The following is an 18,849-nucleotide window of genomic DNA, read 5'->3' on the forward strand; positions in this document are numbered from 1 at the left end:
CGGCGCGGAACTCATCGTGGAGCGGTAGGCGAGAGCCTCCAACAGAGACTCCGAATACATTAGCGCAGACCCACCTCGTCATTGAATTTTATGCTTGCAACAACGAGGCGGACCATACATTTTGTTAGCTTATTTATTAATATGTAATCCATTTAAGATAATTTTCTCTATTTAACTTTTATGATTTCGCGATTTGGTGGGCAGCTCACTGTGCTGTTCATATCATCATGTGATGTGGATCTTGATGGCTATGCCAACACCACCAAAGTTAGAGATCATGATTAAACGTTTAACGCCAGGATCTTGCGCTGCTCTCATTACTCGTAGTGTTCTCTCAAACGCAGGTTTTATCATTTCGTCTTCATGTTTGGGGAACTGCAGAAAATGGGGAGGCCACATACACGTAATCGCCATTGCGACAGGCTTTCGCCCAGTTGTCATCTTGCAGTAAGTGTGCTTCAAAAATGATCATTGGCGCGTCGTTACTTATGCCTGCATTATGTAAGTCCTGCCAGATTTGCTGCGTTTTGGCTTGGCGCCGTACCGTGGTTTGACTCGATAATCCTATTCAAGGAATTGCACTATGCAATGGCTGGCGATAAAGCCGCTACCGCCGCTGAGCAGTACTTGGGATGCCCAATATCTCCGATGATACCGAAAACGGTAAGGGGGCATTGCCATCTTGACGGTTTGCTGAAAAGTCCATTTTCAGTTTGTTGAGTGGTTCATCTATTCATAATGACAGATCGAACACTGACATAGGGTTGTCAGTACGCCCCGTTAAACTGCCGCAGTTAATAACACTCAAGGATACATTATGACGCCTATGCCAATGGTGATTCAGCAGTATTTTCAAGCGGTAAATCAACGCGACATAACATTGCTTGCGGCCTCTTTGTCCGCGGACGTTCAAGTACAAGATGAAAGTGAAACTTATCAGGGGGTTGCCAGTGTCTGCGCTTGGCAGCATGCGGCGGTCGCGCGTTATCAGCATCATTGTCATTGTGTGTCTTGGCGGCAACAGCAGGCTCAGTGGTATGTGGACGTTGAGGTGAGTGGCGTGTTTGCTGGTAGCCCTGTGACGCTGACCTTTGTGTTTACCTTAGTGCAGCAGTTAATCGCACGAGTGGAGATTGACTAATGACCAAGCAATTGACTCGGGTATTGGTAACTGGTGCAGGACAGGGGATCGGCCAGGCGGTTGCGGATTATTTTGCTGCAAGTGGTGCTGAGGTCATAGGTGTGGCGCGCCATATTCCAGCACAGCACAATTGTCAGCAATTTATCGCGGCAGATCTGGCTACGGCTGAAGGATGTCAGCAGGTAGCCGAAACAGTGATGATTCATTGGAATTCGCTAGCGGTGGTGGTTCATGTGGTCGGCGGTTCCACGGCTCCAGGTGGCGGCGTATTGGCATTGACCGACGCTCATTGGCAGCAAGAACTTAATTTGAATCTGCTCAGTGCCGTACGTCTTGATCGATTATTACTGCCATTGCTACTGGCGAGGCGGCAGGGGACAATTATTCATGTGTCATCCATTCAAAGTAAGATGCCGCTGTATGAATCCACCTTGGCCTATGCTGCGGCTAAGGCCGCATTAACTAATTACAGTAAAGGCTTGTCTCGTCAGTTGGGCCCTTTGGGGATCCGGGTGAATGCGGTCAGCCCTGGTTATACTGCCACTCAAGCGGCCGATGCTTTGGTGGCGCGTTTGGCGGCGCACTCGGAAAACACCGTTGAACAGACTAGGCAACAACTGATGGACAGTCTAGGTGGAATTGATATCGGCCGTCCCAATCGACCAGAAGAGGTTGCTGCGTTAGTGGGCTTTTTAGCATCGCCTGCGGCGGCAGCCATTCACGGCGTCGATTATGTGATTGACGGTGGTACACTGCCCACAGTGTGTTGAGCCGATTTTGGAGCGTGCAGTGTGAATCGGGTTGATCGTTTACTGGCGATGATCCTCTATTTGCAGGGGCGGCGTTACAGCAGCGCCCGCCAATTGGCTGAGCATTTTGGCCTCAGTGAACGGACCGTATATCGGGATCTGGCGGCACTGGGTGAAGCGGGAGTACCCATCAGTATGAGTGCTGGCCGGGGGTATCGCTTACTGGCCGATTATCATCTGCCGCCGGTAAATTTCACAGCGGAGGAAGCGAGCGCCTTACTCACCGGTGGATTATTGTTAGCCCATCACAGCGGTGAGGACACCCAGCGGCATCTGCAATCTGCCCTAAGTAAAATTCGCGCGGTCAGTTCAGGGATTAATCAACCTTATCTGGATACGCTACCCAATACGATGCGGGTAACTACCGGCAATTGCGGCGCAGAAGAGTTGTCACTACTGCAACAAGCCATAGTGCAGCAGCAAGTGCTAACGTTTGACTATTGCAAATATCTGCACACCGATCACCAGCGCCGTGAAGTGGAAGCGCATGGGCTGATTTTTTATCTGCAACGTTGGCACCTGATTGCCTGGTGTCGTACCCGTCAGGCGTTTCGCGATTTTCGTGTCGACAGGATGCAGCTGCTACAACTGACAAATATCCCCTTTTTGCCGCGGCCGAGTTTTTCTTTAGAAGATTATATCGCCAGACAAATGCCGGAACCTGCACTGCAAGGTGACATTTTGCTGGATAACGCACTACTTGATAAAGCTAAACGCGAGTGGTGGTTGGGACTAACCGTTGTGGAGCCTGGCGAGCCGTACAGTCGCATTCGCTTGCGTTGTCACGATTGGCCATCACTGGCAGCGTGGGTGTTATCGCTTGGCATTCAGGCTAAAGTGGTGGCCCCGGCGGCACTCAAACAGACATTGCTGACGCTGGCGGCTCAGACTCTGGCGCATCATCAACAATATGAATAAACGGAAATGACTATGTCAAATCACACCCGTTGCCGATGGGCAGAAAGCGATCCACTACTGCAACAGTACCATGATGAAGAATGGGGTCGGCCAGTATATGACAGCCGCTTATTGTGGGAAATGCTGATGCTGGAAGGTTTTCAGGCAGGATTATCCTGGCTGATTGTGCTGCGCAAGCGTCAGGCTTTCACCCAGGCATTTGCGGAATTTGAGCCGCAGAAAATCGCAGCTTTTGGCCCAGAAGCTGTGGAGCAACTGCTGCAAAACCCCGGTATTATCCGGGCACGCGCAAAAATTGAAGCGGTAATCCACAATGCGAAAGTGTACCTAACACTGCAACAGCAAGGGCAGGATTTCAGTCACTGGTTATGGTCCAAAGTAGATAATACGCCCATCGCCAGTCATGCTCCCGAGCTGCCGCAGAGCCCATTGTCACAGCAGCTATCCCGCGAGCTAAAAAAACTGGGGTTTAAGTTTGTTGGCCCGGTGATCGTGCATTCATGGTTACAGGCCGTGGGCGTCATTAACGATCATCAGCATGATTGTTTTTGCTTGCATCAGGCGTTATCTCGAACAAAAAGAGATAATTTGGATGTTAAGTCTCTTTGACAAAGGAAATGGAGATATTCCCATCTGCAGTCTTTTCAATATGCTCACTGCTGTGGAATAACTGTTCAAGGTATTCCAAAAATAAGTCAAGCAACCTTGGAATACCGTTTGGAATACCAAAACGGTGAGATTCAGTGAGACCTCTTGAGACTTTTTCACACGTAACTTATTGATTTTTAATTGTTATAGGCAATAAAAAAGACGTCCGAAGACGTCTTGATTACTTAAAGTGGTGGAGGCGGCGGGACTTGAACCCGCGTCCGGAACACCTACATTCAGGGCCCTACATGCTTAGTCTCTCTTTTATTTAACCGGTTAAACTCCGAAAGACAGGATTTCAAACGGTGAGTTTGGTACTGTTTCGCGGTTCACCCCCAAACAAGGTTCCCTCGCTAGCACGATGTAAGGTGACCATCAAATCCACTGCCCATGTGCGAGACCTGTGGTAGATGGCTAGCGGCATTAAGCGGCTAGAGCGTAGTTATCGTCGTTTGCAACTATAACTTTGCGGCTTTTAACGAGGCCAACCGCCCCTCGGCATGCTCCCGGAGTTTCGCGAATCCCGTCGAATCCAGAATCGCCCCCAAGATTTGTCAATTGTAACCTTTATTGTGGTTGTTCACCAAGTTTTCAAGTGCAGGTTACAACTGTTTGCTGGTTATCCGAGCAAGTTACAGATAATTCAACAATTATTTTTTCATCATTCGGGCTTTTTCGATGGCCCAGTCGCGTTGTTTGATGTCTTCACGTTTGTCATGGGCTTTCTTACCTTTTCCCAGACCTATTTCCACCTTTACCCATGCCCCTTTGCGCCAATACATGGAAATTGGCACGATGGCATATCCTTGCCGTTCTACTTGACCTGCTAGGCGATCTAACTCTCGGCGATTCAGCAGCAGTTTTCGCGGCCGGGTAGGGTCACATACAACATGTGTTGATGCGGTGTTAAGTGGCGTAATCGTACAATTGTGCAGATACGCTTCGCCATTTTTCATCTGCACAAAGCTTTCTGACAGATTTATTTTCCCAGCACGGATAGATTTTACTTCCCAACCCATGAGAGAAAGCCCCGCTTCGATTTTTTCATCAAAACGGAATTCAAATGTCGCACGCTTATTGCGAGCGATGGTCGCTGGCTGCGTACCTTTATTTTTTGCATTCTTCTTTACCATAGGCTCGCTATTATACGCAGCCACTAGTATTTTGGAATGCGCCTAGAACACTATTTTGAGTGGATTCAATTACTCGACGCTTCATATGAGCGCTTTTTGAACTGTGTTAAGTGGTTCTCGTGGTCGCGAAGGGTGCGTTTTATTGGCAGCATGTTAAAATCCGGCACTGATTTTTGTCCATCGTAGGAAAAATAAGCGGATGCCACATGTTTCACGAAATATTTTGGTACGCTACAGTGCGCAGCAGATGTATGAGCTGGTAAATGACGTAGAGTCATATAGGGAGTTCTTGCCGGGATGTGTCGGTGGCAAAGTGCTGGAGTTTGATGGCCGCACTATGGTGGCATCTGTTGACATAAGTAAGGCGGGCATTAGTAAAACTTTTACTACCCGTAATCAGGTGGTTCCCGGTAAAAGCATTGAATTGCGATTGGAAAATGGTCCGTTTAAACATCTTCATGGCAGCTGGAAATTTACTGAACTGGCAGAAGATGCCTGTAAAGTAGAATTTGAATTGGACTTTGAGTTTGCCAATAGTTTGGTGGGCATGGCATTTGGACGGGTGTTTCGCGAGCTAGTCACTTCGATGGTGTCTGCTTTTACGTCTCGTGCGAAGGAGGTTTACGGTGTCAAATGAAATTGCGGCGTTTTCTGTCGATGTCATATACGCACTGCCACATCAACAAAAAGTGATCCCGGTATCTGTGCTTCCTGGAACCACGTTTATTGAAGCGGTACGCAAAAGTCGTATCGGCGATTTTTTCCCAGAACTGGATCTCGAACATATTAAGTTAGGCTGCTTTAGTCATGTGATGAAGCCCGATGATGTGCTCCTGCCTGGGCAACGAGTGGAAATTTATCGGCCATTGATTGCAGATCCGAAAGACGTCCGCCGCAAACGGGCTGAGAAAGCCAAGGAAGAAGGGCGTATTAATAAGACGACGGGCGCTAAAATCAGTTAGTACAGATAACAAAAAAGAGCACCGAATGCTCTTTTTTGTTATTAGAAGAAACATTACTTATCCGTTGATGGTACTACCGGTTTCACTTCGCTACTGTTGCTTCTGGCAGGATTTTTCTCTTCAACTAACGGTTTGGTATCTGGGCGCTGTGCAGGCACTTGTGGCACTAATTCTGGTCTGCGGGCTTCAGGAAGTGCACTTTGTTCCAACGGCGTATTAAAATCTTTGCTCAAAGTATAGTCGCCAGAGACAGAGGCCAACTTGTCGCCGTTGAAATGAGCGATCAGCTCTTTATGGGTGACACTGGCATCACGACCACTTTTGTAGTGATACACATAATACCAAGTATCATCTGCAAAACTGTCACGCAATACCGGACGTCCCAGCACATATTCGACCTGTTCTTTGGTCATGTCGATGCGCAGCTTTTCTACCTGCTGGGTTTCCATATAGTTGCCTTGTGGAATGTCAGGCTTGTATACCAGCCAATCCATCACACTACAGGCATTGAGTGACAACGCAAGGGCGGCGGCGCCCATCAAGGTAAGACTTTGCTTTTTAATCAACATCGGGATTGCTGCTTCCTGAAAAACTGCGGGCCATAATAACCAAGCCTCATTATTAAATACAAGAATTATCGGCGGTCTGTCAGAGCTTTGACAAAAGGTTTGTGTAATAGTTCGGTGATATCTTTCATTGTAGTAATTTGTGAGGGCGCAGGTTTTTTGTAGATATATCAATAGTCATGGGATCTTTTTACTAGGCTTGTTGCAAAACTGTGCCCAAGAAACCAGAATGAGAAAGACACACAATCGCGGTACTGATATAGGGCGGGCAAGATATTGATGGGAAAGGGAAGTTTAGTATGTGTCGGCACAGGATTGCAGCTCGCTGGTCATGTTACAGTTATTGGTAAGAGTTACATCGAAAGTGCTGAAGAAGTGTTTTCTTTGATGCCAGATGCTTTTGGACAACGCTGGCTTGAAGGATTGAACACCAATATCACCGATCTGCAGCAGTTTTACGCCAAAGCAGGCGAAGTAAAGAATCGCCGCCTTACCTATGAGCAAATGACAGAAGCCATCATGACCGCTGTCAGAGCGGGTAAACGGGTTGTGGGGGTTTTTTATGGTCACCCTGGGGTCTTTGCTTGCGTGCCGCATATGGCAATTGCTCGGGCCAAAAAGGAAGGGTTTCAGGCATCAATGGAGCCAGGGATCTCTGCAGAAGATTGTTTGTGGGCCGATCTTGGTATTGATCCTGGAAATTATGGCTGCCAGAGTTTAGAAGCGAGCCAGTTGATGTTTTTTGAGCATCAATTGGATAACGCTGGTTACGTGTTGCTATGGCAGATTGCGTTGGCCGGTGAGCACACGCTAACGGGGTTTTCTACAACTGAAGAACGCTTGCGCGTTTTAGTTGATTTACTACGACAATGGTATCCCGAACAACACAAAGTGTGTTTATATGAGGCAAGCAATCTGCCTATTGGTCAATGTCGTGCAGAGTGGATTTTTTTAAAGGATTTGCCGGAGGCAACACTTCATGCCATTACCACATTGGTGATCCCACCAGTGCGGGAATTGCAGTACAACCTTCGGGTACTCAATCAGTTAGGGTTGACTCCCGAAGATTTAGGTTAGTGACTCATACGGAGGTGTTATGGAAGCATTACAGATTTTTTTAACCAGAATGGGCGAAGACGCTGGATTTCGTGCCGCTTTTTATGCCGATCCTGAATCGGTTTTGGCGCAAAGTGGTCTTCAGGAACAGCACGCTGAAGCGGTGCAGCAACATGATGGTGCTGCACTCAAAGCGCTGATCGGCGATGACAGTGTGCCTTTTTTGATAGTGAATCATGGTAACAAACTGTAAAATAACGCGTTATCTGCTTATTTTTATTCTGCTGTTCAGTGGGGGCAGTCGTGTGTCTGCTGCCCCCATTGATGAAGTTGATGTATCTCTCGGTAAACTTGAGAAAACCCTGAAAAGTGACATTGCCGCAGCCCAGCAGCAGATTGACATGCTCAAGCCAAGAATTGGCTCTTTTACCTCAGAGCAAACCGCCAGACTTCTCATTGCCTCTGCGGTCAGCAAGATTTTCAGTGGTGATTTTGACGAAGCTCTATCAGCATTGGATAAAGCGGAAACTAAAGTCAACACTCCTCAATATTTGAGCCAGATATATAACTATCGAGCCACCTGCCTGATTGGTTTACGTCGTTATCGTGATGCCTTGTTGGTGATGGGAAGGAATCTAGCGTTACTGGAAAAAATTGATGATCCCATTGAGAAACGAGATTCCTATTTTCGAATCGCCAACTTATACGATGAGTTAGAAGCATACGATGAGATGGGGCTTTATGCTTCCAGGATCCTTGATCTCGCTGATAACCAACAGGATACTAAAGCCCACTGTTATGGGATCTTCCTGTTGGCTATGTCTCAAAATGGTCGTGGAATGTTAAAACAGGCGCAGGAAGGGTTTCAAAACGGCCTGAGTTATTGCGCTGAGCATGGCTATTCATTGATGGTCGCCATGATCAATAAGGGGATGGGCGATACGGCCAGACAACTGGGCGACAATCTTGCTGCACAGCGTTACTTCCGTACGTCGTTAGCCCAGTATCAACAGTTTCACTTTGCTACTGAGATTGTTAGTACCAGTGCCTTGCTCGCGCAAGTGGATTTGGCTTTGGGAGAAGTACAGGAAGCCGAAATGATGGCGGCTAACGTACTGGCGGCAGACAGTAGTAGTAGTTATATGGCGGCTCGGCGCGATGCGTTGAAAGTGATGGCGGAAATAGCCGCCAATCGACACGATTTCGCTAAAGCCTACGACTACCAGAAACAGTATCTTGAATTAAACGGCAAACTGTTCGATGAGAGCAGAGTCAAGGCGCTGGCCTATCAAGCGGCCCATTTTAGTACCAACGAGCGCGAACAGGAGCTCAAACTGCTCAACAAGGAGCGGGAGTTATTGCTTACTCGTGGGATGTTGCGGGAAAAAGAACACAATAATATGGTGACTTTTGTTACTCTTTTGAGTGTCGCTATTATTATGCTTGCTGCATTTTCTTACTGGGGATGGCAGCAAAAACAAAGATTTATGCGACTTTCTCGCCATGATCAACTGACCGGAATATATAACCGTTCCACGGCCCAGTTTCTGGGCGATAATCAATTTGTGCAGGCGATGAGCCGGGACTGTCACTTTAGCTTGATGTTGTTTGACCTTGATAACTTAAAGCTGCTCAATGACAGCTTTGGTTTTGGTTGTGGTGATTGGGCATTATGTCGCGTGGTCGAGTGCGTCAAGGCATCACTTTCACGCCATCACATTTTTGCTCGCACTGGGGGCGCAGAGTTTGTGGTAATAATGCTTGATGTTGACGCCATGGATGCGATGGCGTTAGCCGAGCAGTTACGCCGGAGCATTGCCGATATTGACAGTCATCGTAGTGGTCATCATTTTGTTATTACCGCCAGTTTTGGGGTGAGTAGCCGTACGCCGGATGATCTGAGCCTAGAACCGTTAATTAATCGGGCCGATAAGGCCTTACATCAAGCAAAATTGTCTGGGCGTAACCGGGTCTGTGCCGCGCCGGAAGTTACGACAGAGATCTCTGACGTTGACGAAGTGTTGAGTCACTGAGTTCAGTGCGTTAAAGCTCAAGATAAAGATTTATTATCTGGTGCGGTTTTGTTTATACTGAAATTCCCCTAGGGCCGCGACTGAACGACAGCTTTGGCCACCTTAACTGCATATCTTGGTTTTTCTTCGCTGAAGTCAGACATCCCAGTGCTCTATGAGTATTGGTTGCAATCCTGCTTTAAGACATTTCCACTTTATCTTACCCGTTTGCTTAAGGACTCCTGATGGAACAGGACAATATTTTAATTTCTACCTTATTGTTTCTGCTGGCGGCGGTGGTGTTGGTGCCTTTGGGTAAGCGTTTTGGTGTCGGCCCCATTTTGTCCTATCTTGCCGCTGGCGTTATTCTCGGGCCTGCCGGTATTGGCGTGGTTTCAGAACCCGCATCAGTACTCCATTTTGCGGAATTTGGTGTGGTACTGATGTTATTTATCATGGGGTTACAACTAAGTCCCGGTAAGTTGTGGGAACTGCGAAGCGCCATTTTTGGATTGGGCAGTAGTCAACTATTGCTGTCTTGGTCGGCTGTCACGCTTTTTTCTGTTTATCTCGGTCTTTCTTGGTCCGGCGCGATAATCATCGGTGCGGCACTATCCTTATCTTCTACCGCTTTTGCGGTCCAACTGATGGCCGAGCAACGCCTATTGACCACGCCGATTGGCCGTGATGCTTTTGGTGTGTTGTTGATGCAGGATCTAGCGGTGATCCCCATGTTGCTGTTGACTGCCTATTTAGATCCAAACTCCGCTGAAGTCGGACACCGAGCGGTGCCTTGGTATTGGACTTGTGTCGCGCTGCTAGGTTTTCTACTGATGGGGAAATATCTGTTACCTAAATTATTGCAGCTGGTAGCGGCGAGCGGTGTTCCCGAAGTGCTGACGGCATTTTCGCTGTTGTTGGTGATGGGCAGTGCTGCACTGATGGCTTGGTTGGGACTATCTTCGGGTATGGGCGCATTTTTAGCCGGTGTGTTATTGGCAAACTCCAGCTACCGTCACCAGTTAGAAACGGACATAGAACCATTTAAGGGACTATTGCTCGGGCTGTTTTTTATGGCGGTAGGTATGAGTATGGATCTCAGCCTGTTGCTGAAAGAACCATTATTGCTGCTGGGTATTTTGTTAGCGATGCTGCTAATCAAAACCTTAGTGTTGTTAGTGCTTGGAAAACTCCGAAGACATTCTTGGCGTAACAGTGTGGCGTTAGGGCTTATTTTGGGGGAAGGCGGTGAATTTGCGTTTGTACTGTTGTCGCAAGCGCATCTGTCAGGACTGTTATCCCAAACGTTGAGTCAGGCACTCGTATTGGTGATTGGACTCTCTATGGCTTTGACACCTTATCTGTTGCGCGCATTTCGTGCTACGGCTAAACCCGCAGAAGATCATAGCCGCCTTGCTGATGTCATTGAGCCTGGCGAAAGTGAAGTCGTGATTGCCGGTTTTGGCAGAATGGGGCAGATCACCGGTCGTATTCTCGCTTCCACTGGTATTCCGTTTGTTGCCTTGGACAAAGATGCTCATCATGTCGACGTTGTGCGACAGTTTGGCAGTGAAGTTTATTTTGGCGATGCCAAACGACTCGATATGTTACTTTCGGCCGGACTCACCAAGGCTAGGGTGATTTTAATCACGGTGGATTCGGTGGAGGACTCACTGCAGATCGTCAATCAGGTGCAGACCCATTTTCCCCAAGTCACTATTGTTGCCAGAGCCCGAGATCGTAACCATGCCTATCGCCTGATGAGTATGGGCGTCACCCGAGTATTTCGTGAAACTTTTGGTTCGGCACTGAGTGCCAGTGAAAGTGTGTTGCAAATGCTGGGGATGTCGCAAGTGCAGGCCTCTGAACGCGTGCGTATTTTTGCTGAGCACGATAAAGCACAAGTGGTAGCCGGGGCTGAACATAAAGACGATTTGAAGGCATTGATCCGTCTGTCTAATGAAGGGAAAGCCGAATTGGCATCGCTGATGCGTGCTGACCGAGATAAACGAATTTAGTGTCGATATTCAATGGCGAATAACGCTGTCTTAGTTATTGCTTTAAAGGGACGGGCTTTTTAATAATTTACTAAAATAGTAAAAATTTTTTTGGTTTTACCAGATCCGCCTAATATGTTGCTGGTTTAATCACAGTCTCCAACTTACTTCCTATCGCTAAACTCCTTGATAAGTTGACGTATACGTCAACTTAAAACGGTCGTTTGATAAGGCTGTTTGCTCAAAGTTGCATAACCCCTTGTTCTTTATAATATTGAAGGCTTAACCAACGGGTCAAGCTGTTACATCATTTCAGATTTACATGGTAATTGATTGTTAATTATTTCGTAAAAAAATATATACACATGTAATTAATTTACATAATCAAAAACATATTTTTTGCTATGGTCAATAAGTCTGACAAATTTCTAGCAATATTCCATTCATAATAATTATAAAATTTAAAAATAAAATAAAAACAATATATTAAATTAAAATTATGATTTTGGTAATACCAATTATTATGACTTAAATCACATCGTTTTATGACTTTTTGACTATTGCATTGTTTATTTTTTGTCTATAGGTTGTGGTCTTAAAAGAACATATGAAAGTTGTGTGACTATGAATTTTTTAAACTTGGAGGTTGTCAATGCAACAGACCGCTGAACGTCCACTCACTACTGCTGGCAATTTGGAAATAAAAGCCAATCCGATTGCCGGGCAAGAGCGGGTATTAACGGAAGGAGCCTGCGCGTTATTACAGGCATTGTGTGGGCAGTTTGCCGATGAAGTTGATAGCTTGCTGGCTCGCCGTAAAAAGCGTCAGCAAACAATCGATACGGGGACGCTTCCTGACTTTCTACCAGAAACTCAGTCAATCAGAGACGGAGATTGGCAAATTCTGGGTATTCCCGAAGACTTGCAGGATCGCCGGGTAGAAATTACTGGTCCGGTGGACCGCAAGATGATCATTAACGCACTCAATGCGGGTGTGAAAGTGTTTATGGCGGACTTTGAAGATTCGCTGGCTCCTAGTTGGGAAAAGCTGATCCAGGGGCAGGTGAATTTGCAGGATGCTGTCAGAGGGGAAATTGAATACACCGCGCCTGACACCGGTAAACATTACCAGCTGTGTGATACTCCAGCGGTGTTGGTTGCCCGCGTAAGAGGTCTGCACCTTCCTGAAGATCACGTATGGTTTAACGGTAAAGCTATCCCAGGTTGCCTGTTTGATTTTGCTCTGTATTTTTTCCATAACTACCGCCAACTGTTGGCAAAGGGCAGTGGTCCATATTTCTATATCCCGAAATTGGAAAGTCATCTTGAGGCCCGTTGGTGGGCCAAGGTATTCGCATTTGTAGAGGAACGGTTTTGCCTGCAGCCGGGCACAATTAAATGTACATGTCTGATTGAAACCTTACCTGCAGTGTTTGAAATGGACGAAATTCTCTATGAATTGCGTTCGAATATCGTGGCGCTCAACTGCGGCCGATGGGACTACATCTTCAGCTATATCAAAACATTGAAAAATCATCCGGACAGAGTTTTGCCCGATCGTCAACAGGTGGGCATGGATAAACCATTCCTCAGTGCTTATTCGCGATTGTTGATCAAAACCTGTCATAAACGCGGTGCGCTGGCAATGGGCGGTATGGCGGCATTTATTCCGGCCAAAGATCCAGAAGTCAATGCCAAGGTGCTGCAGCGGGTACGGGCAGACAAAGAGCTGGAAGCTCGAAATGGTCACGATGGCACCTGGATTGCTCATCCCGGTCTTGCCCAGATTGCGCTAGAGATATTCGATGAATATATCGGCAAAGAACGACCAAACCAGCTGCATATTACGCGGGATGTCGATGCGCCAATCCTTGCCTCTGAATTGCTGGCACCTTGTGATGGCAGTCGTACTGAAGAAGGCATGCGTCTGAATATCCGTATAGCGCTGCAGTACATCGAAGCCTGGATTGGTGGTAACGGCTGTGTGCCTATTTATGGCTTGATGGAAGACGCAGCGACAGCAGAGATCAGCCGTACTTCCATTTGGCAATGGATCCGCCACGGCAAGTCTTTGAGCAATGGCAAATTAGTAACGAAGGCGCTATTTCGCAACATGCTCACCGATGAATTGGCCGCAGTAAAACGAGAAGTGGGTGAACAGCGTTATACCCAAGGACGTTTCATTCAGGCGGCATCGTTACTCGAGGAGATTACTACGGCAGATGAGTTGGTGGATTTCTTAACACTGCCGGGGTATCGGCTGCTTAATACGTAATTTATTCAATTGACTGGGCTCAGCCCGTAAATGTAGCCGTCGGCTGTGCAGCCGATGGGTAACTTGTAAGGAGTGTGAAAATGACTGAGGCAAGCCAAATGAATCGTCAGGCGCAAATTGCTGCCCTGAAACAGGACTGGGCAGAAAATCCTCGTTGGGCTAGTGTGCGTAGACCTTATAGTGCAGAGGAAGTGGTGGCATTAAGAGGCTCTGTGGTTCCAGAGAACACGCTTGCCAAAATGGGGGCAGCCAAACTGTGGTCGTTAGTCAATGGCGCGGCTCGCAAGGGATATGTTAACTCGCTGGGAGCCCTAACCGGAGGGCAGGCAGTACAACAAGCTAAAGCGGGCATAGAAGCGATTTACCTTTCAGGTTGGCAGGTTGCTGCGGATGCTAACCTTGCCAGTACCATGTACCCAGATCAGTCCTTATATCCGGCTAACTCGGTACCTGCTGTTGTCTCAAGGATCAATAATGCGTTTCGCCGCGCGGATCAGATCCAATGGAGTCAAGGAATTGATACCAATGATGCCGCTTATACCGATTACTTTTTGCCAATTATTGCTGACGCTGAAGCTGGATTTGGTGGTGTCTTGAATGCTTACGAACTGATGAAGTCGATGATTGAGGCCGGAGCAGCAGGGGTACATTTTGAAGACCAACTGGCATCGGTCAAGAAATGCGGTCATATGGGCGGTAAAGTATTAGTCCCGACTCAGGAAGCGGTACAAAAACTAGTGGCAGCGCGTTTGGCGGCTGATGTTTCAGGTGTGGACACCTTGGTTATTGCACGCACTGATGCCAATGCTGCAGATTTGCTGACTTCTGATTGTGACCCATACGATGGTGATTTCATTACCGGTGAGCGCACTTCAGAAGGTTTTTACCGGGTCCGTGCCGGGCTCGAACAAGCGATCTCCCGCGGTTTAGCCTATTGCCCATACGCCGATTTAGTGTGGTGTGAAACAGCTAAACCGGATCTGGAGGAAGCCCGTCGTTTTGCAGAGGCTATTCACGCTAAGTTCCCTGGCAAGCTGTTGGCTTACAATTGCTCGCCATCGTTCAACTGGAAGAAGAATCTCGATGATGCCACCATTGCTCGTTTTCAGCAGGAATTGTCGGATATGGGGTACAAGTACCAGTTCATCACACTGGCGGGTATCCATAACATGTGGTTCAACATGTTCGACCTTGCCTATGAGTATGCTCGTGGTGAAGGGATGAAACATTATGTAGAGAAAGTGCAACAACCTGAATTCGCTGCCGCAGAAAAAGGCTATACCTTTGTGGCACATCAACAGGAAGTTGGTACAGGGTACTTCGATAGAGTGACCAATATCATTCAGGGCGGAATGTCTTCTGTGACAGCATTAACCGGGTCGACAGAGGAAGCGCAGTTCTAAGAGCATCCGTTAATTTAACGGCGCATTAGCGCCGTTTTTTATGCACATAAACCAAAAGCCTAGGAAAATTATGTTGCAATAATGTAAATATGCTCGAGGTGAGTTATGTTTAATAAACGTAACCCACGGCAGTGGTTACTGAATAGTCGTAACCCAAAGGTCAATCTTATTGAAGACAAATTTTCCTGGCGCAGATTACTGGGTGCGTCGCATCAGTGAGCAGGAAATGCCCGCACTGGGCTCAATGATCCGCACGCTAGAGCAGCTCGCTAAAGATGAGGTGTCATCAATGGCGGTGCTGGGGCGCAGCATCATGCATGACAATGCGTTAACCTCTCGCGTGCTGCGTGTTGCCAATAGTGCTATTTACAACAAAGGTATCAGTCAAGTCACTACACTTAGCCGAGCTGCCGTAGTACTCGGTTTCGATGTTATCCGTAATATCTGCATCACGGCTAAGCTGCTGACGAGCCTACTGGAAAACAAAAATATGTCGCCAGCGGTTTATCAACGGCTGTTGAAACTAATGGCGCATTCATTCCAGTCAGCGATGCTGACTAAAATGATGTTGGCGGATTATGGTGAGGAGCTACAGGAGGAAGCATTTATTGCCTCGTTGCTATATCACCTTGGTGAAAGTGCTTTTTGGAGTGTTGCCGGGCAACCCGCAGAGGAATTGGATGGGTTGCTGACAAACTGCGATAACAATATCAGTCGCTTACAGGTCTCCCGCGACTATTTGGGGCTGTCTTTTAATCAACTTACACAGGGACTCGCCCGGAGTTGGGGGCTTGGTGAATTATTGATGAAATCGCTACTTAACCCTGATGAGCGGACACCGGAAGTTCGTACGATTTTTCTTGCCAATAAACTTAGCGATGTGATGAGCGACAGTGATGTGTCGCCAGAGGAATTACAGCGACGGTTGCGGCAATGTGCCGAACTGATGGCATTACCAATCACCGAATTTCAACAACGTTTACAGCTCTGCCTTGAAGCCACTAGGCGACTTTCAATTGATTATGGCGCTAAAGTGCTGCTGCAACATCTGCCCAAACGTGAGACGCTGGCACAGTTGGCACCGTCACCGCAACTTGTACCAAGAGTGGCCGATGTCAGCATCTTGTTAGAAAAACTCAGACAGCTCACCTTACTTGCTCAGGATAAACCCGATTTTAATCAGGTCATCCTCACGGCACTACAAGGTCTGTTGGATGGGTTAGGGCTGGATCGCTGCGCCGTGTTGCTGTTATCACCTAATCGTAAACGCCTGCAACCCAGAATTACCTTAGGTGATAACGCCGAGCAGATGAAGCAGAGCTTTGTGTTGGAACTGAATGAAGACGCCATAATGTTGAAATCCTGCCTTGAGAAACAACAGGCATGTTGGCAGGGTAAAGACTCTGAAACATTGCCTGTGGGAGATATATTGCAACAGCAGTTACCGGTAAATGGCTATCTGGTGGCGCCACTGCGGGTAGAAAACAAAACAATCGGGATTTTTTACGCTGATCGTCAAACGACTGGCAGAGAGATCAGCCAGCAAGACTTTGACAGTTTTACCCATGTCGCTCAACTGGCTAATCTCTGTTTATCTCTGGCGTTTAGGGGGTCTTAACCGCCTTTTTACGGAACACTTTTATTTGGTCTGTAATGCGAGGGGCCAAGGCATTGGGTATGGGGAAACTCATATGATATTGCAGTATCTTCCAACCATCCTCGGTAAGAATCAGCGCGCCAGTACCACGGCATAACCCATAGTTTTTATTATCTAAGATCTCATCAAACACAACGACATCACCATGACGCACCAGCGTGCGGGACTGCGTTTCGTAACTCCAACCATTACTGCTGCGGGCATAACGCTGGAAATCAGCCATTGTCCAGTGTTCGGTGATATCCGTGCCAATAAACCCAGCATCTTCGGTAAATAAGCTGAAATAACTGTCCCAATCGGCAGCTGCTGCACTCAGGTGCAGCATGTTAAGCACTGCATCGGCTTTGGCGGTTTGTGGATTGCGAGATACCTGATTAAGGGCGGTCGGTTCGTCTGCATACACGACTTGGAGGCAAAGTCCACTGTGAAGAATGGTACTGAGCAACAGCGCTTTTGTCAGTTTTTGTAAATTCAACATAATGTTTATCGGAGGATTTTTAACAATATTTTAGGCTTATTAACATTGGGACGCTAGTGGTTAATGTGTTGGCTGACGGTAAAACAGTAGATAAAAAAAGCTGACAGCAAACATCATTTGTTTGATCTGTCAGCAACTGGGTAGGAGTTAGTATGAACTCAGGAAGAACAAGGGAACTAATCAACCATAAACTGCTGATAAAGCAACTTACGTTGTTGGCAACTCAGGTTGTCAAAATAACTTGTCAAAAATCTCAGCATGCGGGACTTAGACACCTCCGCTTCGGCAGACAGTTGTGACAGTTGCTCAATCGTCGGATGACCCAAAGTGAAGGTTGCCCGCTTCAAGGGAGATTGTGGCGAAGAAGCCTGTGATCCACCGATTGATTCAGCAAAATGACAATGCAAGTTAATGATATTACTGGTCTTAGCAATAGCATGGCGTTGCTCGGTATGACGCTCTTTGCCAAGGGCATAAAAAATGGCATCCTCGATAAACTCATCAATAGATGGACGCTGGGGCTGCGCATGACGATGTGGCTCACATTGCGTAGCGTTTTTCTTCAGATCTGCCAGACCCATACTGCACTCCCATAGCATTGACTTTTAAATTCATAAATCGCTTACGCAACTCGCCGGCGCTGCTAGCTTGTAGCATCTCACAAGCAATGCTACGGATTTCGTCAGCTGCTTTGCCCTTGGGTTCTATTTCCATGACAGAGCGACCTGATTCTTCACTGTCGTCATAGATATTGCGGCTATACGTGACATTTTCCAGCACATTAATACCGTAAGTGCGACAGACTTCCTTGGCCTCGGTAATACGGCTTGCCTGACTGGGAAGGTTAGGGCATTGGGTGATAACAAATGACGCCTGCATCTTTGGGTTGATCATCATGCAGGTGGCAACCACATCATCCATATGGTTGACCGTTTTGAGGTCGCGGCGTTTCGGACGCAGTGGCATCAAAACATGGGACGCTACGGACATTGTGGCACGTAAGGCGAGGTTATCCTGACCACCGCAGTCCACGATGACGACATCATAGTGTTGTTCCAGACTCAGCAGATCATGACGGATTTTTCCGTAAAGTTGCACGCAATTGATACTGGTTAACTCTACATGTTGGTTACGTGCCTGGATCCAGTCAGACGTGGTACGCTGTGGATCGCAATCGACCATAATGACCGCTGCACCACAGTCCCTTGCTAAAAACACCGCGATATTTTGGGCGATACAACTTTTGCCGCTACCACCTTTTTCTCCGCCGACCAGTATGATCATGATGAAATCCTTACCTGTGTTTGAACGGGTTGCGCTGTGGAAACGTGGCCATTAAAGGCAATATGTTTGGGTTGATAATAGTAATGTTAAATGTAAATATTTTTCAGTCAACTGTATGATTTATATTGGAAATATATATTTTCTACATGCCATTATTTTGGCGAATATAATATTGATGTCGTAAATATGGCACGGTGATCAAATCATCGGAGGTTCGCTATCTAATCCATTAAAATCAATTTGTTAGATAGTTTGACAGTGTCATAAAGCCGTATCAGAGCAGATGAGTTGCTATTCCTGTCGCGTAAATCTTAACTAATTACTAAAATGTGGAATAAAAATTTAAATATAAGTAATAAAATATTATATATGTAGCACTATCTGCTAAATAGCTGATCCGAATACTGCTACATTTTCGCGATGCCGTGTCCGTTGCCGGGAAAAGGCGAAACGGTTTCCATAAAATGCCATACCTTGCCAAGAAGTTCCCGCATGTTTCGGCAACTGTGA

19 protein-coding genes and 1 other RNA gene are annotated in these 18,849 nt (G+C 47.1%); 13 read left to right on the top strand and 7 right to left on the bottom strand.

The window, feature by feature from the left end:
* Window positions 1-225: 225 nt before the first annotated feature.
* On the bottom strand, window positions 226-399 hold the full coding sequence (locus tag IE064_RS17490) for a hypothetical protein (protein WP_189618964.1): 174 nt from the start codon (window positions 397-399) through the stop codon (window positions 226-228).
* A 418-nt stretch (window positions 400-817) separates the two neighbouring features.
* Between IE064_RS17490 and IE064_RS17495 the strand changes: the two genes are divergently transcribed.
* Genes IE064_RS17495 through IE064_RS17510 form a run of 4 tightly spaced genes read left to right on the top strand, consistent with a single transcriptional unit; the run spans window position 818 to window position 3,477 of the window.
* The gene (locus tag IE064_RS17495; RefSeq protein WP_189618965.1) at window positions 818-1,141 is read left to right on the top strand and encodes a hypothetical protein; all 324 of its coding nucleotides are present in this window, start codon (window positions 818-820) and stop codon (window positions 1,139-1,141) included.
* Window positions 1,141-1,911 carry an SDR family oxidoreductase gene (locus IE064_RS17500; RefSeq protein ID WP_189618966.1) on the top strand — a complete coding sequence of 257 codons (771 nt, stop codon included), beginning with the start codon at window positions 1,141-1,143 and terminating at the stop codon, window positions 1,909-1,911. Before IE064_RS17495 ends, IE064_RS17500 begins: the two co-directional genes overlap by 1 nt.
* Before the next feature lie 21 nt (window positions 1,912-1,932).
* Window positions 1,933-2,868, top strand: coding sequence for a helix-turn-helix transcriptional regulator (locus IE064_RS17505; protein ID WP_189618967.1), 936 nt, complete (start codon window positions 1,933-1,935; stop codon window positions 2,866-2,868).
* A 12-nt stretch (window positions 2,869-2,880) separates the two neighbouring features.
* Window positions 2,881-3,477 carry a DNA-3-methyladenine glycosylase I gene (locus IE064_RS17510; RefSeq protein ID WP_189618968.1) on the top strand — a complete coding sequence of 199 codons (597 nt, stop codon included), beginning with the start codon at window positions 2,881-2,883 and terminating at the stop codon, window positions 3,475-3,477.
* Window positions 3,478-3,707: 230 nt separating this feature from the next.
* Here IE064_RS17510 and ssrA read toward each other — a convergent pair.
* Window positions 3,708-4,062: a transfer-messenger RNA gene (gene ssrA / locus IE064_RS17515) on the bottom strand.
* Between the two features lie 104 nt (window positions 4,063-4,166).
* Window positions 4,167-4,649: an SsrA-binding protein SmpB gene (smpB, locus tag IE064_RS17520; RefSeq protein ID WP_189618969.1), complete on the bottom strand. Its 483-nt coding sequence runs from the start codon at window positions 4,647-4,649 to the stop codon at window positions 4,167-4,169.
* 199 nt (window positions 4,650-4,848) lie between these two features.
* On the opposite strand from smpB, the gene IE064_RS17525 reads away from it, so the two are divergent.
* Both IE064_RS17525 and IE064_RS17530 read left to right on the top strand, forming a co-directional pair.
* Entirely contained in the window at window positions 4,849-5,286 is a 438-nt protein-coding gene (locus tag IE064_RS17525; protein WP_133038995.1) for an SRPBCC family protein, read from the top strand.
* Window positions 5,276-5,611 carry an RnfH family protein gene (locus tag IE064_RS17530; RefSeq protein WP_189618970.1) on the top strand — a complete coding sequence of 112 codons (336 nt, stop codon included), beginning with the start codon at window positions 5,276-5,278 and terminating at the stop codon, window positions 5,609-5,611. The genes IE064_RS17525 and IE064_RS17530 overlap by 11 nt, the downstream gene beginning before the upstream one ends.
* A gap of 53 nt (window positions 5,612-5,664) precedes the next feature.
* On the opposite strand, the gene IE064_RS17535 is transcribed toward IE064_RS17530, so the two are convergent.
* Complete coding sequence (locus IE064_RS17535; RefSeq protein WP_133038993.1) at window positions 5,665-6,180, bottom strand: outer membrane protein assembly factor BamE; 516 nt, start codon at window positions 6,178-6,180, stop codon at window positions 5,665-5,667.
* Window positions 6,181-6,456: 276 nt separating this feature from the next.
* Between IE064_RS17535 and IE064_RS17540 the strand changes: the two genes are divergently transcribed.
* The 7 genes from IE064_RS17540 (at window position 6,457) to IE064_RS17570 (ending at window position 16,538) form a co-directional block, all read left to right on the top strand.
* The gene (locus IE064_RS17540) at window positions 6,457-7,254 is read left to right on the top strand and encodes an SAM-dependent methyltransferase (protein WP_189618971.1); all 798 of its coding nucleotides are present in this window, start codon (window positions 6,457-6,459) and stop codon (window positions 7,252-7,254) included.
* A 19-nt stretch (window positions 7,255-7,273) separates the two neighbouring features.
* Entirely contained in the window at window positions 7,274-7,486 is a 213-nt protein-coding gene (locus IE064_RS17545; RefSeq protein ID WP_133038991.1) for a hypothetical protein, read from the top strand.
* A gap of 52 nt (window positions 7,487-7,538) precedes the next feature.
* The gene (locus IE064_RS17550; protein WP_189618972.1) at window positions 7,539-9,266 is read left to right on the top strand and encodes a tetratricopeptide repeat-containing diguanylate cyclase; all 1,728 of its coding nucleotides are present in this window, start codon (window positions 7,539-7,541) and stop codon (window positions 9,264-9,266) included.
* A gap of 224 nt (window positions 9,267-9,490) precedes the next feature.
* A complete protein-coding gene (locus IE064_RS17555; RefSeq protein ID WP_189618973.1) occupies window positions 9,491-11,263 on the top strand; it encodes a monovalent cation:proton antiporter-2 (CPA2) family protein in 1,773 nt (590 codons plus the stop codon).
* A gap of 631 nt (window positions 11,264-11,894) precedes the next feature.
* Window positions 11,895-13,517, top strand: coding sequence for a malate synthase A (gene aceB, locus IE064_RS17560; protein ID WP_189618974.1), 1,623 nt, complete (start codon window positions 11,895-11,897; stop codon window positions 13,515-13,517).
* Between the two features lie 80 nt (window positions 13,518-13,597).
* The gene (gene aceA / locus IE064_RS17565) at window positions 13,598-14,920 is read left to right on the top strand and encodes an isocitrate lyase (RefSeq protein WP_189618975.1); all 1,323 of its coding nucleotides are present in this window, start codon (window positions 13,598-13,600) and stop codon (window positions 14,918-14,920) included.
* Window positions 14,921-15,089: 169 nt separating this feature from the next.
* Window positions 15,090-16,538: an HDOD domain-containing protein gene (locus IE064_RS17570; protein WP_308427336.1), complete on the top strand. Its 1,449-nt coding sequence runs from the start codon at window positions 15,090-15,092 to the stop codon at window positions 16,536-16,538.
* On the opposite strand, the gene IE064_RS17575 is transcribed toward IE064_RS17570, so the two are convergent.
* The 3 genes from IE064_RS17575 to IE064_RS17585 form a co-directional block, all read right to left on the bottom strand.
* A complete protein-coding gene (locus IE064_RS17575; protein WP_189618976.1) occupies window positions 16,525-17,055 on the bottom strand; it encodes a nuclear transport factor 2 family protein in 531 nt (176 codons plus the stop codon). The two genes, IE064_RS17570 and IE064_RS17575, sit on opposite strands and share 14 nt — an antisense overlap.
* Before the next feature lie 176 nt (window positions 17,056-17,231).
* Window positions 17,232-17,636, bottom strand: coding sequence for a hypothetical protein (locus IE064_RS17580; RefSeq protein WP_189618977.1), 405 nt, complete (start codon window positions 17,634-17,636; stop codon window positions 17,232-17,234).
* Window positions 17,596-18,339: an AAA family ATPase gene (locus IE064_RS17585; protein ID WP_189618978.1), complete on the bottom strand. Its 744-nt coding sequence runs from the start codon at window positions 18,337-18,339 to the stop codon at window positions 17,596-17,598. Before IE064_RS17585 ends, IE064_RS17580 begins: the two co-directional genes overlap by 41 nt.
* Between the last annotated feature and the right edge of the window lie 510 nt (window positions 18,340-18,849).

It is taken from the genome of Shewanella fodinae (assembly GCF_014651955.1).
In the GTDB taxonomy this organism is placed as follows: Bacteria; Pseudomonadota; Gammaproteobacteria; order Enterobacterales; family Shewanellaceae; genus Shewanella; species Shewanella fodinae.